The following is a 16055-nucleotide window of genomic DNA, read 5'->3' as shown; positions in this document are numbered from 1 at the left end:
CATATGAAATTTATTGAAAATACCTCAATTGATCCTCATTATAATCTGGCATTCGAGGAGTACATTTTTAAATATTTAAATCAGGATGAGGATTTTGTGCTTTTGTGGAGAAACGGCCCATCTATAATTGTAGGGAAAAATCAGAATACTGTTGAAGAAATAAATATGGAATTTGTTAAAGAAAACAATATAAATGTTGTGCGCAGAGTTACAGGGGGAGGAGCAGTCTACCATGACCTGGGCAATCTTAATTTTTCTTTTATAGCAAAAGCGGACAGCAATGAAAAAATAGATTTTAAGACATACAATGTTCCAATTATAAAGGCTTTGGAAAATCTTGGTGTAAAATGCGAGTTATCTGGACGAAATGACCTTGTTATTGATGGAAAGAAATTTTCCGGAATAGCACAAAGTATTACAAAAGGAAAAGTGCTTAACCACGGAACGCTTTTATTTGATTCCAAACTTGAAACATTATCAAAGGCACTAAATGTTAAAAGAGATAAGATTGAATCAAAGGGAATAAAATCTGTTGAAAGCAGAGTTACAAACATTAAATCATATGTTACAGAAGATGCAGATGTGCTGAAATTCAAGAATCTTCTCCTTACCAACATATTTGAATATTTCAATGAACCTATAGAAACATACGAATTATCAAATGAAGACAAGGAAAATATTCAAAAGATGGTTGATGAAAGGTATGGCACATGGGAGTGGAATTACGGAAGATCTCCGAAATTCAATCTCAAAGGTTACAAAAGATTTGCAGGCGGCTGTGTTGAAGCAAGACTTCAGGTAGAAAACGGACTCATAGACAACTGTAAAATTTACGGTGATTTTTTCGCAAAAGGAGATATAGCTGTTCTTGAAGACAGGCTGAAAGGTATAAAATATGATATAGATGATGTGAAAAATTCATTGAAAGACTTTTCGGTAGAAGATTATCTTGGAAGAATAACAAAGGAAGAATTTATGGAGTGCCTGTTCAGCTAATTAAATAATATAAATTGTAATGCTCAAATACCATTGCGTTAAATAATTGCGCAATGCTAAATATTTGAGCATTTTTTTGTGCAAAAAATAAACATTTAATTTTGAGCATGTTGAAAATGTGTTTTTTGATGCTCTGAAATTGATAGTTTTTGCAAATTAAATTTTAAAGTTAGCTGGCATAAAAATTGCATACATATTGTAGGGTTGCTTTACATTTTTGTAGCAACGGGGTAGCATAAAAGGTATTCGGAGGATAGGTATGATGGAACGAAAAGATGTGGATTTACATGAACAAATCAAAAACATTGCTGACAAAAACGAATGGCTTATTAAGCTTGCCGGTCCTATTTTAAGGGAGTTGTGCCTGCAGTTTTGCAGCAAAAATTTTGTTATAATGCTAACAGATTCAAACTCAAAGGTCTTATGCGTTGACAAGAGCAATGACTCTGAAAAGGTTGGAATTTTAATTAATCTTATTAAAAACCGCGTGTACATAAATAAAGCGGAAAACCAGTTGATAGAACTTCGTGTTTTAAATCAAAATAATGATAGTGCTGACTTCGAACAAGTTACATATGATTACGGAAACATCTTAAACCATGTATATACAATAAAACTCAATTCCGAAGCAAAAGCGTTTATAACTCTCACATTATTCAAAGAAGAAGAAGGCAGTGTATTAAACTCTTTCATGCCGGTTATCTGCAAATCCATAAGCAATTTATCTAATATGTACAGAAAAAACAAAGAACTTGAAATCCAGAACAATTTCAGGGGACTGCTGATTGATGCCTCATCTGACGGAATGCTTTCTGTTGATATGAAGGGAATAATAACATTTATAAATCCTGCAGGAATGAGAATTCTTAAAATTGACAAAGACGTAGTAGGAAAACATATTACTGAAGGCGTAGATTTTGAGCCCACAATACTTCATGTATTGAAGACACAAAAGGGTTATGTTGACAAAGAGTTCAGGCTCAAAAGCAAAAGAGGTGTTGTTCATTTTGTGAAGACTGCCATTCCCTTAAGGGATGAAAAAGGGGAAATGGTTGGAGTTTTGGATATTTTCAGAAGTATCAGAGAAGTTACCACTATGGTTAACAGAATGAACGGGGCACAAGCTAAGTATTCAATTTTCAATATAATTGGTGAATCCATACAAATAAAAGAAATTAAAAAATTGATTAAGATGGCAGGTTCAAACGAAAGCCCGGTTTTAATAGAAGGAGAAAGCGGTACAGGCAAGGATATTATAGCTCAATCCATACATAATTTCAGCCTACGCAGCGACGGGCCATTTGTTACTGTAGACTGTGAAGCGCTTCCAAGAAATCTTTTGGAAAGTGAACTTTTCGGATATGAAGAAGGATCTTTTTCGAAAAAAAATACAGGAGGACGCCCTGGAAAAATAGAACTGGCTTATGGAGGAACTTTGTTTTTAAACAATGTGGGTTATATGCCCCTTGATCTTCAAAGCAAGCTTTCCAATGCACTTAATAATAAGGCCGTTGTAAGGATTGGAGGCTTCAATGAAATACCCATAGATATAAGGGTTGTCTGTGCCTCAAGCATCAATCTTGAAGATATGGTTGCAGAAAACAATTTCAGAGAGGATCTTTATAAACTTATAAATACTCTTCACATTGAAACACCTCCTTTGAGAGAAAGGCATGAGGATATAGATTTAATAGCAAATCAAACATTAAACCAATACAATCTGATTAATGGAACTAACAAAGAACTTTCAGAAGAAGCAAGGAATTTGCTCCATAAATGGTGCTGGCCCGGCAACGTCAGGGAGCTGGAGAGAGCCATTGAATATGCTTATTGTATTGCAAAGGATAATATTATTTTACCTGAGCACATGCAGAATAAAATTTCCAAGGTAAACATAAAGATCAAAGAAAATCCTCTCATGAGCATCAGGGAAGCTGAAGCAGTTGCTGTTGTAAAGGCATTGGAGCATACGGGAGGCAACATTACACAGGCAGCAAAGATACTTGGAATAGGCAGAAATACTTTGTACGGAAAAATGAAGGAATACGATTTGTAACTGTCCTGAAATCGAACAATTTTATATTTATGTATTTTTGGTTTCATGGGATAAAAGAATTTTGGCACAATTATTGCTATATTTTGAGTAAAAGTAAAATTAGGAAAGGTGGTATTTAATTTTGAAAAACAAAAAATATTCAAAAGAAATGCTTCTTGACTTTTATGAAACAATGGTCAGGATCAGAAAATTTGAAACTAAGTTGACAGAATACTTTACTAAAGGAATGCTGTATGGAAATATTCATACTTCAATAGGTCAGGAAGCAGTTGCTACTGGAACAAACAAGGCTTTGGAGAAAACAGATTTAATTACTGCTACACACCGCGGACATGGACAAATAATAGCAAAAGGTGCAGACACAAAAATAATGATGGCTGAACTTTTTGGAAGAAAAACAGGATATTGCCAGGGCAAGGGCGGTTCAATGCACGTTGCGGACGTTTCATTGGGAATACTTGGAGCAAACGGTATTGTTGGAGCCGGTATACCAATAGCTGCAGGCTCAGCGCTTGCTTCAAAAATTAAAGGTACAAAAGAAGTTACTGTTGCAATCTTTGGTGATGCCGCATCAAACCAAGGTACATTCCACGAAGCAATTAACATGGCTTCTGCCTGGAAGCTGCCGGCAGTATTTTTATGTGAAAATAACAATTACGGTGTTTCAGTTAACATTCACACTGTAACTAATGTTGAATATATTTCAGACCGTGCAAAAGGATATAACATCCCTGGAGTAGTGGTTGACGGAAATGATCCAATAGCTGTTTATGAAGCTGTTAAACAAGCTGTTGAATATGCTCGTGAAGGAAACGGTCCATCAATAGTTGAATGTATGACATGGCGTATGAGAGGACACTATGAAGGTGATCCCGCTGCATACCGTGACAGAGCAATAACAGATGAATGGGCAAAGAAAGACCCTATTGATAACTTCAGAGTAAGACTGTTGGCTGAAGGAATAGAAGAAGCTGAAATAGCTGCCATAGATGAAGCAATGGAAAAGGAAATCAATGATGCCATTGAATTTGCATTGGAATCTCCGTTGCCTGATCCAAGTGAAGTTACAACAGACGTATATTCAAGTGATAATGAGAGGTGTGTTGCAAGATGAAAAAAATAAGCATTAGTAAAGCAATTAGCGAAGGTCTTCATGAGGAAATGCTAAGAGATGAAAATGTAATAGTTCTTGGTGAAGACATGGCAAAAATGGGAAACGTATTTGCCATTACACAAGGATTTCTTGAAGAATTTGGACCAAATAGAGTAATTGATACACCTATAAGTGAATCAGGATTTTTAGGAATGTCTGTTGGAGCAGCCATGAGAGGAATCCGTCCGGTTGTTGAGCTCATGTATGTTGACTTTATAGGGGTTTCATATGACCCTATCATGAACCAGGCAGCAAAAATGAGATATATGACAGGCGGACAAGTTACAGTGCCTATGGTACTTCGTGCACCTATGGGTTCAGGAAGAAGAAATGCCGGACAGCATTCATCATGCCTTGAAACATTGTTTACACACATGCCTGGACTCAAGGTTGTTTGCCCGTCAACTGCTAAGGATGCAAAAGGACTTATAAAGGCAGCAATTCGTGATGACGATCCTGTAGTATTTTTGGAGCACAGACTTCTTTATGCTAAGAAAGAAGAAATTCCGGATGAAGAATATATTATTCCATTAGGAAAAGCAGATATTAAACGTGAAGGAAAAGATGTAACAATAATCACATGGTCTCGTCAGGTTTATTTTGCCCTGGAAGCAGCTGAAGAACTTGAAAAAGAAGGAATTGATGTTGAAGTATTAGACCTTCGTTCACTTGTTCCGCTTGATTGGGATGCAATAAAAGAATCAGTTTGCAAAACTCACAATGTTGTAGTAGTACATGAAGGCGTAAAAAGAAGCGGATTTGGAGGAGAGCTGTCAGCACAAATTACTGAAGAATTATTTGATGAGCTTGATGCTCCTGTTGAACGTGTTGCAGCATTAAATGTTGTACCTCCGTTTGCACCAACATTGGAAGATGCATTTTTCCCACATCCTGCAGACATTGTAAAAGCAGTTAAAAAGTTATTAAATAAGTAAGAGGAGGTCATTTATATGGCAACAGAAATTATAATGCCCCAGCTTGGTTTAACCATGGAAGAGGGTACCATTGCAAAATGGATTAAGCAAGTAGGCGACAAAGTAGCAGTTGGAGATGTATTAGTTGAAATCACAACTGACAAACTTTCAAGTGAAATAGAAAGCGAAGTTGAAGGCGTTTTATTAAAAATAGTGGCACAAGAAGGCGAAGACATTCCTGTTAAGGGATTGTTGGCAATAATTGGAGCAGAAGGTGAACAGGTAGGTGCAGCCCCAGCTCCGGCAGCAAAAAAAGAAGAAGTTCAATCTGAAGCACCAAAGGCTGAAGCACAGCCAAAAGCTGCCTCAGTTACAGAAGGCGGAAGAGTAAAAGCATCTCCACTGGCTAAGAAAATTGCATCAGAACTTGGAGTTGATCTTTCAACAGTAGCAGGTTCAGGACCTAACGGACGCATTGTTCAAAAAGATGTTCTGGCTGCTGAAGTAAAACCAGCTGTTGTAGAGAAAGCTGCACCGGAAGTTAAAGCAGCACCAGCTGCAGCACCGGTACAGACAGCAAATGCAGATGTGGTAAAACCATTGACTAACATGCGCAAGGTTATTGCAAAGAGAATGCAGCAAAGCAAGAACACTGCTCCTCACGTTACAATAACAACAGAAGTAAATGTTGACAAAACAATAGCTCTTAGAAGTAAGCTTAATGCAAAGAATGCAGACGTAAGATTCAGCTATACTGACATTCTTGTTAAAATGTGTGCTACAGCTTTAAGAAATTATCCAAAAATCAATGCATCAATCACAGAAGACAGCATGATATTCCATGACAAAATAAATATCGGAGTTGCTGTTGCATTAGATGACGGACTGATTGTTCCAGTTGTAAGCAATGCTGACCGCAAAGGCTTGAAAGCAATCACAAAAGAAACAAAGGATCTCATAAATAAAGCAAGAACAAACACACTTTCACCTGATGAAATGTCAGGAGCTACATTTACAATAAGCAACTTGGGAAGCTATGACATAGATGGTTTCACTCCTGTTATAAATCTTCCTGAAGCTGCAATTTTAGGTGTGGGACGTATTGTGAAAAAACCAATAGTCAATGAAAATGATGAAATAGTGCCTGCATCAATGATGGTATTAAGCATGTCATTTGACCACAGAGTGGTTGACGGAGCACAGGCTGCAGAATTCCTTAAAGCTTTGAAGGGCTACCTGGAAGATCCAGACAACATGTACGTATAATCATTTCATATATGGCCGCTTTCCCAATCCTTGTGGGGTGAAGCGGCTATATCCACATAATATTATAATCGAAAGGAAGTGAATTTTAGTGAGCATGTCTCACTAATATATTATGAGCGATAAAACAAAGGTAGTTGTAATAGGCGGAGGTCCTGGAGGATATGTTGCAGCCATAAGAGCTGCACAGCTTGGCGGAGAAGTAACACTGGTTGAAAAACAATATTTAGGCGGAACATGTCTGAATGTAGGTTGTATACCAACAAAATCTTTGCTTCATTCTGCAGAATTGTTCGAAGAAGCAAAAGAAGGCGCTAAATATGGAATTGTATCAAGCGATGTAAAAATAGACTTTGCAAAAGTTCAGGAAAGAAAACAAGCAGTTACAAAACAACTGGTAAACGGTGTTAAGGGACTTCTTGCAGCTAATAAAGTAAAAGTTATTTCAGGAGAAGCAGCATTTACAAGCAAAGACACAATAGAAGTTAAGACTGAAAAAGGAACAGAAACTATAAAGGCTGATAAATTTATAATTGCTACAGGTTCAATTCCAGCAAAACCTCCTATTCCTGGCATTGATTCAAAACAATGCATAGATTCAACAGGAGCCCTTGAACTTAAAGAAGTTCCAAAGACTATGATTATAGTTGGCGGCGGTGTAATAGGCGTTGAGATAGCAACACTTTACAGCACACTGGGATGCAAGATTGTTATCATTGAAATGTTAAATGAAATAATGCCAATGATGGATGGCGAACTTACAAAGATGGTACGTGCAAAGCTTGCAAAAAAAGGTGTTGAAATTTTTACAGGAGCAAAGGTTATGTCCTTTAAGGATGCCGGAGAAAATGTAGAAGTTACAGTTGAAATGCCGGACGGAAAAAACCAGGTTTTTGCAGGAGAAAAAGCTCTTATATCAATCGGAAGAAGAACTAACACTGCAACAATCGGACTGGAAAAGGCAGGCATAGCTAATGACAGAGGAAGAATAACTGTAAATAATAAAATGGAAACAAACGTACCTGGAATATATGCAATTGGAGATTGTGTAGGACAAATCATGCTTGCTCACATTGCTTCAACAATGGGAGAAGTTGCTGCAGAAAATGCAATGGGACACAACAATGTATTCGACAGCAAGACTAACCCTTCATGCGTATATACTAAGCCGGAATTTGCTTCTGTTGGATTGACAGAAGAAGCAGCAAAGGCTCAGGGAGTTGATTACATTGTTGGTAAATTCCCATTGGCAGCCAACGGAAGATCTATGATCATGGGCGAAGACGGTATGGTTAAAATAATTGCCGGAAAGAAATACAAAGAAATTTTAGGAGCTCACATACTTGGACCAAGAGCTACAGATCTCATAGGTGAATTGGCACTGGCAATTGCTCTTGAAGCAACAATAGACGAAGTAATTGCAACAATTCATGCACATCCAACAGTTGCAGAATCAATAAAAGAAGCAGCTCTGGCAGTGGAAAAAAGAGCAATTCACATACCAAACAGATAATATAACAGCGATAGGTGAGCAGCATTGCTCATCTATTGCTGTGGTTTTTGAAATAAATTTAAAATAAGGAGTTGTTTAGTTTGAAGAAAATAGGATTTATCGGAATGGGCATAATGGGATTGCCTATGGCTGTGAATTTAGTAAAGAAAAGCAAACAGGAAGTTGTAGGCTTTGACGTAGTTGAAGAAAAAAAGAATATTTTTAAAGAAAATGGCGGTATTCCTGTTGATAATACTGATGAAATAACTAATGCCTGCGATATTATTTTTTTATGTCTTCCAACTAATGATTTAGTTAAATCAACCATTCAAAAAATAATAAGTTCAGGCAGAAAAGGAACTATAATTGTAGACTTAAGTTCAACTGCTCCTAATGTAATACGTGAAATGTATCCTGTTGCTGAAGAAGCAGGTATAAAACTGTTGGATTCTCCTGTAAGCGGAGGCGAGGTGGGTGCCATAGAAGGAACTCTGGCAATCATGTGCGGCGGAGACAAGGAAGTTTTCCAAGAAGTACAACCTCTGCTACATTGCATGGGAGCAAATGTTACGTATATGGGAAGCACAGGCTGCGGTTCTGTGGCAAAGCTGGCTAACAACATGATAGTGGGATGCAATCTGGCATCTGTTGGAGAAGCGCTGGCATTTGCAGTTAAGGCAGGTCTTGACCCGCAGGTGTTGTTCGATGCAATAAAGGATGGATTTGCAGGAAGTGCAGTCTTCAGTACAAAGGCACCAAAAATAATCAGCAGAAATTATGAGGCAAGTGCAAGAGTTGCTGTTCACCAGAAAGATTTGAAAAATGCAGTATTGCTTGCTAATGAACTTGGAGTTGAAATTCCTATGTCCGAAATGGTATTGGACTATATGAATGAGCTTGAAGCAGACGGAAGAATAAATGAAGACCACTGCGCAGTTGCAAGAATTTATGAAAAACGAATGGGTGTTGAAATTAAGAGCAGTGCCGAATAAAAATAAAATTGAATAAAATTTTAATCAATCACTCTTGACAAAATTTGTTAAAAAAGTATTAATATTGACTTAGTTATTCTACTAGTGTATAATAAATGAGCAATGAAAATGATTTCATTTAGGGAGTGATTTTTTTTGACAAATTTATTGTCTAAAACTTATGCAGATTATGTGCAGAACGGCTTTAAAAGATGTGAAGCGCTTAATACGGACAAGGACAGCAATGTTTGTTTTTTTAATATTTCAGCATTTGATTTAGATTTTCTTTTGGCTGAAAGCAAGGAAGTGCTGCATCAGTCTGAGCAAATTATGGAAAACATGTGCGAGTACATGGACTCTTTCATCTCGATTTTTTTTGTAAACAAGGATGGATACATTTTAAAGGAAAAGAAATGCAAGGGTTATAACTTGGATTTTGGAATGAACTTACCTTTAGGAGGCAGATTTACCGAGAAGTTTAACGGAAACACTTCCATCAGCACATCAATTGCAGAAAACAGACCAATTTGCCTTATGGGTGATGAACATTACTGTTCGTGTTATCACGACTATGCAACATTGAGCGCACCTGTATACAATGGCGGTGAAATAGTGGGGGTGCTGTCAGCTATATGCTTAAAAGAACATGCAAGTTCATATGCTCTTGGCATGATTGCTTCTTCAGCAAGAGCAATAAGCATAGGCTATGAAGCTGAAAAAATCAACAAGGCAATTGTTGAGAAGAACAAGTACGAAAGTGCAATAGTTGAGACGCTGACAGATGGTGTTCTCACAGTGGACAAGGACGGATTTGTAACTTACCTGAACCAGGTGGGTGCAGAAATACTTTGTGTGAACAGAGAAAAATCCATCGGAAAACACATATCGAATGTTGTGGATTTCAAGCCCGTTGTCTTGGATGTTTTGAAGACAGGAAAAGGTTACATTGACAAGGAGTTTCTCCTTACAAATGCAGCAGGAATTAAAATTCATTTCATTAAGACGGCAGTTCCCATAAAGGATGAAAATGGAAATGTTGTAACTGTTGTAGATACATTCAGAAAAATCAAAAGAGTCAACAAGTTTTTAAATGAAATGACCGGTGCCTATGCCAATTTCAATTTTGAAGATATTATAGGATCAAGTTCAAAGCTTCAGGACTGTATAAATACTGCAAAAGCTGCGGCCGGCAGCCTGTCAAATGTATTGATTACAGGAGAAAGCGGTACGGGAAAAGAGCTTATTGCACATTCCATACACAATTACAGCGACAGAAGAAAACAGCCGTTTGTTTCAATAAATTGCGGCGCCATTCCAAGAGAGCTTCTGGAATCTGAACTTTTCGGATATGAACCCGGTTCGTTTACAGGTGCTTCCACCAAGGGAAGAATAGGCAAGTTTGAGCTGGCTGACGGAGGTACTATATTTCTTGATGAAATAGGGGAAATGCCAATGGACATGCAGGTTAAGCTGTTAAGAGTTATTCAGGACAGAAAACTTACAAGGGTTGGCGGAAACAGCGTGTTTGATCTTGATGTAAGAATTATTGCAGCAACAAACAAAAATTTATTGGATCTTTGCAAAAAAGGAATTTTCAGAGAAGACTTATATTACAGGATTAATGTTCTTCATGTAAATCTTCCTTCATTAAGGGAACGCAAGGAAGATATTCATGAACTTATTCGACATTTCATTAAAAAAGTAAGTAATTATTTAAATAAGACTGTTAATGACATTTCACCGGGCGCCATGAAAAAAATATTGAGCTACAGCTGGCCGGGAAATATCAGAGAATTGGAAAATGCAATAGAAAGAGCAGTTAATCTTTGCAGCGGCAGTGTTATAACAGAAAATGAAATATTTAATAATGAGTGGAGTATTAACAATGCTGCAACAAGACAGGCAGAAGAATTTTCTGCAGCTTCCTTTGAAACACTTTCTGAAAGGGATATTGAACCGCTGGAAGTCATGGAAAGAAGGGCCATTGAAAGAGCTCTCAGCATTTCCGGAGGAAATATAACCATAACTGCAAATATGCTGCAGGTTACAAGAAACACAATTTATAACAAAATGAAAAAGTACAATTTAGCAGAATGATTATTTTGAATCAACAAATGAAAATTAGCAGTGCTAAAAAAATTGGCACTGCTAAAAAAATGCGCAAACGAGTGCACAAAATTTTAACATTCAATAAAATTACAGTTTGCAAATGTTTGTTTTGAGTTTGATGTAAAATTAACTTTATGTAAATGCAAATGTTTTTCTGACTTGGTATTAAAATTGGCATATCAATTGCAAGTATATATGTAATCAAAAAACTTTTAGGAGGAATTTAAGTAATGAAAAAAATATTATCCCTTATACTTGTAGCAGTCTTGACATTAAGTGTAGGCTTGACAGGATGCTCATCAAAATCAGAGCAGCCAGCTGGAGATAAGCCTGCCGGATCTACAGGGGAAAAGGTAACTTTGAAATTTAGTACTACAACTGCAGACACATCAACTTGGACTTTAGGTGCTAAAAAATTCGCTGAAATAGTTGGCGAAAAAACAAACGGAAGAATTGAAGTTAAGGTATATCCTAATGATCAGTTATCAGGCGGAAATCAAAGCAAGGGTATTGAAATGCTTATGTCAGGTTCAACAGATTTGACTTTCCACTCTAATATAATTTACTCAGTAATGGATGAAAGATTCGGAGTTGTAAGCTTACCATTCTTAATTCAAGATACTGCTACTGCAGATAAATTGCTTGACGGAGAAGCTGGAGAAGCATTAAATAAAATATTGCTTGAAAAGAACATAGTAGGTCTTGGTTTTGGTGAAAATGGTTTCAGACAATTGACAAACAGCAAAAAAGCTGTTGAATCACCTGCTGATATGGCTGGTATGAAAATAAGAATACCTGGAATCAAAATGTTCATATCTCTTTACAAAACTTTAGGCGCTGACCCTATAACAATGAACTTCGGTGAAGTGTTTACAGCTTTACAGCAAGGAACAATTGACGGACAGGAAAATCCAACAGACGTTATTTCTTCATCAAAAATCAATGAAGTTCAGGAATATATGACTGTATGGGATTATGCATATGATGCAATCATACTTGGAATGAACAAAGACAAGTTTGAAAGCTTCAGCGCAGAAGATCAACAAATCATTAAAGATGCTGCAAAAGAAGCTATTGCTTACCAGAGACAAATCAACAGAGAAAAAGCAGCTACACAAACTCAGCAATTTATTGACGGCGGCATGAAAGTAAACACATTAACACCAGAGCAAAAAGCAGTGTTCAAAGAAGCAGTTCAACCTGTATATGCTGAATATGAACCAATAATGGGAAAAGACCTTATTGATGCTTTCAGATAGTAGCAACAAATAAAATTTTTTTCTAAGCCGAAAGGCTTAGAAAAAAATTTTAACTTAAAGTAAAACGGAGGTAGCGATGAAAAAGTTTTTCGGTAATTTTGAGAATTACATCATGGCTTTTGGACTGACAGTAATGACCTTTATCACAGTAATAAATGTTATTTCAAGAAAGTTCCTGGGATTGTCAATGTCTTTCTTGGAGGAATTAACAACATCAATGTTTATACTCATAACATTGTTGGGAGCAGCCGCCGCAGCAAAAAGAGGCGGTCATTTAGGTTTAAGCGTATTAACTGACTTATTGCCAAAGAAATTTCAAAAGTATGTATCATTGGTTACTTGGGCAGTGGCAGCATTTTTCTCAGTTTATTTAATTAGATATGGTTTAGTTATGGTTAAGGGTGAAATTGCTATGGGAATTACAACCCCATCTCTGGGTTGGCCTGAATGGTGGTTTGGAATGTTTTTACCTGTAGGCGGAATATTTATCTTGTTAAGATTTACAGAATGGACTATTAAAGCTTTTAAACAATCAGATAAGGAGGGAAAATAATGAATACAGCAGCATTATTATTTATTTCCTTTGCAGCATTGTTATTATTAAATGTACCTATAGCACTGAGCCTTGGTGCCTCATCTCTTATAGCCATGGTAGTAACTGGACTGCCTTTGGACATGTTTCCAATGCAAATATATGCTAACATAGGTAAGTTTACATTGTTGGCAATACCGTTTTTCATGCTTGCAGGAAATACAATGGAAAAAGCAGGTATTTCAGATAAGCTGATCAATCTTGCCAATAAGTTTGTCGGACACAAAACAGGCGGACTGGCAATAGTAGGTGTTATAACTTCGTGCTTCTTTGCCGCAATTTCAGGTTCTGGTCCGGCAACTGTTGCATCACTTGGAGTAATTATAATACCTGCAATGATAAATGCAGGTTATTCAAAAGGAATGTCTTCAGCATTAATGGCAACAGCAGGTGGTATAGGAGTTATTATTCCTCCAAGTATTCCATTTGTTGTATATGGTGCAATCGCCGGAGTATCAATAGGTAAAATATTCATGGCTGGTATTGTTCCAGGTCTATTGATGGGAACAGCCTTAGTTATTGCCAGCTTAATAATGGCAAAGAAAATGGATATTGAACCAGTTCCAAAGGCTTCAGCAAAAGAAAGATGGGAAGCCTTTAAAGATGCAATCTGGGGCTTGATGATGCCGGTTATAATTCTTGGCGGTATATACGGAGGATTCTTCACACCAACAGAAGCAGCTGCAGTTTCAGCAGTTTACGGTATTTTGGTAGGTGTGTTTGTATACAGAAAAATTAAAGCAAAAGATTTATATGATTTGATGGTTGAATCTGCTATAGGTTCAGCAATAGTAATGTTTATAGTTGCTGCAGCAGGATTGTTTGCTTGGTTCTGCACAACAGAAGGAATTTCTGACATGGCAAGTGATTTATTATTGTCAGTATCAGGAAGCAAGTACATGTTCCTGTTCATAGTAAACATAATACTTTTAATTGCAGGATGTTTCCTGGATGCAACATCAGCACTTTATATATTTACACCTATAATGCTTCCGGTTGCAACTCAGTTAGGCTATGATCCAATTGCTCTTGGCGTTGTTATGACAATGAACCTTGCAATAGGAATGATTACACCTCCGGTAGGAGTTAACCTGTACGTAGCGTGCGGAGTTTCAAAAATTAGTCTTGGACAAATATCAAAAGCAGTTGTTCCTTACTTAATAGCTTCTCTGATAGTGTTGTTCCTGATAACTTATGTACCGGATATAATCTTATGGTTACCAAATATGATGGGAATTAAATAAATCAAATTATTTTAATCCTGTAAATTTATTTAATAATGAATTTAAGAAGATGGATTATTTAATCCATCTTTATTTTATCAAAAAATGAGGAGATATATAATGAATGTAAGGGAACATACAAAGGAAGCTAACATTAAAAGAGTAATTGTGGGAAGAATTCCAAGGGGCGAAGACCTGCTTACAGGAATCAGAGAAATATGCGAAGAATATGGAATAAAAAACGGATATATCACAGGACTTTTAGGAAGCCTTGACACAGGAAGATTCATTTATGCAATTCCAAATGAAGAAGGAAAAATAGGATTTGTATACAGTGATTCCGTAGATGTTGAAGGACCGTTGGAACTTTTGGCAGGTCAGGGACTTATAGGTACTGAAGACAATGGAAATTTGTCAATTCATCTTCATATGCTTGTAAGCGACAAGTATATGAGAGTTTTTGGCGGACACTTTGTAGACGGCGGAAATCGTGTTGCAGCTACTGCTGAAATAGTGATTCATGAAATTGAAAATGCAGAATATAAAAGAGAATTCGATAATCAAACCGGTTTTAAACTGTTTAAAATAAAATAATTAAGTTAAAACAACCAATGGGGCAGACTAAACTAATTTATTCAGGAGAAAAGAAATGAGAGCAGTGGTAAAAGAAAATGCTGGTATGGGCGCGGTTTTAAAAGATGTTGAAATGCCAGTGCTTGAAGAGGGCGAAGTATTAATAAAAATTAAAGCTGCAGCTATATGCGGCACAGATCAACACATCTATAACTGGAACAACTGGGCACAAAACAACAACATTACGCTTCCTACAATTTTAGGACATGAATGCAGCGCTGAAGTGGTTGAAGTAGGACCGGGTGTCAAGACATTGGAAGTCGGAGATTATGTGGCATGTGATACACATATTCCATGTGGTCAGTGCTACCAGTGTAAAAACGGACAGCAGCACATATGCCAGAATTTGAAACTGTATGGAGTACACACAAATGGATGCTTTGCAGAATACTCAAAAATACCTGCAGTATGCGCTGTCAAAATTCCTGAAACAATAAGCCCAAATGTGGGGGCGGTGTTAGAACCTCTTGGTACAGCAGTAAGATCATGCGTAGAAGTCCAGGCTTCAGGAAAAAATATAGCAGTAATAGGATGCGGTCCCATAGGATTAATGGCAGTAAACACTGCCAAGGCATTTGGAGCAGCAAACATATATGCAATTGATATAAATGAATACAGACTTGGTATTGCAAAGGAATTAGGAGCAACAGAAGTAATAAATTCATCATTGATTAATTCTGCTGACAAACTTAAGGAACTTACAAACGGGGTGGGCGTTGATGCATTTATTGATGCTTCAGGAAGCACTGCAGCTATTCTTGACGGTTTTAAGGGGCTGAGAAAAGGCGGCATGGTTGCTTTAATAGGTTTGCCATCAAGACCTCTGGAAATTGACCTTGGTTCACAGGTTATATTTAAAGAAGCAACAATTATAGGAATACATGGAAGAAAAATGTTTGAAACATGGACTGTAATGTCTAATCTTCTCGACAAGGGCCTTTTGAATATTGATCCTGTTATAACTCATGTTTTGAAGCTTGAGGAATTTGAAGAAGGATTTGATATTTCTCAAAAAGGAATTGGCGGCAAAGTAATTTTGGTTCCTTAATAATATTATTATTTCCACGCTGCAGCAAGGAATAAATTCATTGCTGCAGCAAAACAAAATTAAATAAATGCAATATGCTTAATATTTAAACAAAAATATGCTCAAAATTTTAGCAGCGTGCTAAAAATTTGAGCATTAAATTTATCAGTATTTAATCATATTTTAGAATTATGTTGAAATGAAAGGGTTTTCATAGTTGGCACATATTTTGCAAACATTTTCTCAGTATAATTTATGCAATGATTATGCGTGATAAACTTGACTTTCACGAGAAAACGATTACAAACCATGAATTCAGAAAGGAGTATAATTAATCAATATCAACTGTTTTTATTTAACGAGATAA

13 protein-coding genes are annotated in these 16055 nt (G+C 36.8%); all 13 read left to right on the top strand.

Going from position 1 to position 16055, the window contains the following annotated elements:
- Nucleotides 1-3: 3 nt before the first annotated feature.
- Nucleotides 4-996 carry a lipoate--protein ligase gene (gene lplA, locus LY60_RS06070; protein ID WP_145081404.1) on the top strand — a complete coding sequence of 331 codons (993 nt, stop codon included), beginning with the start codon at nt 4-6 and terminating at the stop codon, nt 994-996.
- Between the two features lie 259 nt (nt 997-1255).
- On the top strand, nt 1256-3052 hold the full coding sequence (locus tag LY60_RS06065; protein WP_145081400.1) for a sigma-54 interaction domain-containing protein: 1797 nt from the start codon (nt 1256-1258) through the stop codon (nt 3050-3052).
- Between the two features lie 148 nt (nt 3053-3200).
- A complete protein-coding gene (locus LY60_RS06060) occupies nt 3201-4166 on the top strand; it encodes a thiamine pyrophosphate-dependent dehydrogenase E1 component subunit alpha (protein ID WP_145082092.1) in 966 nt (321 codons plus the stop codon).
- Nucleotides 4163-5140 (top strand): alpha-ketoacid dehydrogenase subunit beta, encoded by a 978-nt coding sequence (locus LY60_RS06055; protein WP_145081397.1) that lies wholly within the window; start codon nt 4163-4165, stop codon nt 5138-5140. The genes LY60_RS06060 and LY60_RS06055 overlap by 4 nt, the downstream gene beginning before the upstream one ends.
- Nucleotides 5141-5155: 15 nt before the next feature.
- Nucleotides 5156-6385, top strand: a complete 1230-nt coding sequence (locus LY60_RS06050; protein ID WP_145081394.1) for a dihydrolipoamide acetyltransferase family protein — start codon at nt 5156-5158, stop codon at nt 6383-6385.
- Between the two features lie 112 nt (nt 6386-6497).
- A complete protein-coding gene (gene lpdA / locus LY60_RS06045; protein ID WP_145081390.1) occupies nt 6498-7895 on the top strand; it encodes a dihydrolipoyl dehydrogenase in 1398 nt (465 codons plus the stop codon).
- 80 nt (nt 7896-7975) lie between these two features.
- On the top strand, nt 7976-8866 hold the full coding sequence (locus LY60_RS06040; protein WP_145081387.1) for an NAD(P)-dependent oxidoreductase: 891 nt from the start codon (nt 7976-7978) through the stop codon (nt 8864-8866).
- A 135-nt stretch (nt 8867-9001) separates the two neighbouring features.
- Complete coding sequence (locus tag LY60_RS06035; protein ID WP_145081384.1) at nt 9002-10942, top strand: sigma-54-dependent Fis family transcriptional regulator; 1941 nt, start codon at nt 9002-9004, stop codon at nt 10940-10942.
- A gap of 242 nt (nt 10943-11184) precedes the next feature.
- The gene (locus LY60_RS06030) at nt 11185-12213 is read left to right on the top strand and encodes a DctP family TRAP transporter solute-binding subunit (RefSeq protein WP_145081381.1); all 1029 of its coding nucleotides are present in this window, start codon (nt 11185-11187) and stop codon (nt 12211-12213) included.
- A 76-nt stretch (nt 12214-12289) separates the two neighbouring features.
- A complete protein-coding gene (locus LY60_RS06025; RefSeq protein WP_145081378.1) occupies nt 12290-12766 on the top strand; it encodes a TRAP transporter small permease in 477 nt (158 codons plus the stop codon).
- Nucleotides 12766-14049, top strand: coding sequence for a TRAP transporter large permease (locus LY60_RS06020; RefSeq protein ID WP_019229105.1), 1284 nt, complete (start codon nt 12766-12768; stop codon nt 14047-14049). Before LY60_RS06025 ends, LY60_RS06020 begins: the two co-directional genes overlap by 1 nt.
- Nucleotides 14050-14148: 99 nt before the next feature.
- Nucleotides 14149-14622 carry a PPC domain-containing DNA-binding protein gene (locus tag LY60_RS06015; RefSeq protein WP_019229106.1) on the top strand — a complete coding sequence of 158 codons (474 nt, stop codon included), beginning with the start codon at nt 14149-14151 and terminating at the stop codon, nt 14620-14622.
- Between the two features lie 55 nt (nt 14623-14677).
- The gene (gene tdh / locus LY60_RS06010; protein WP_145081375.1) at nt 14678-15709 is read left to right on the top strand and encodes an L-threonine 3-dehydrogenase; all 1032 of its coding nucleotides are present in this window, start codon (nt 14678-14680) and stop codon (nt 15707-15709) included.
- The last annotated feature ends 346 nt before the right edge of the window (nt 15710-16055 follow it).

Origin of the sequence: Sedimentibacter saalensis (assembly GCF_007830175.1) — a bacterium.
GTDB lineage: Bacteria > Bacillota > Clostridia > Tissierellales > Sedimentibacteraceae > Sedimentibacter > Sedimentibacter saalensis.
Note: the sequence above shows the minus strand (reverse complement) of the source record. Positions and strands in the feature narration are given on the sequence as shown.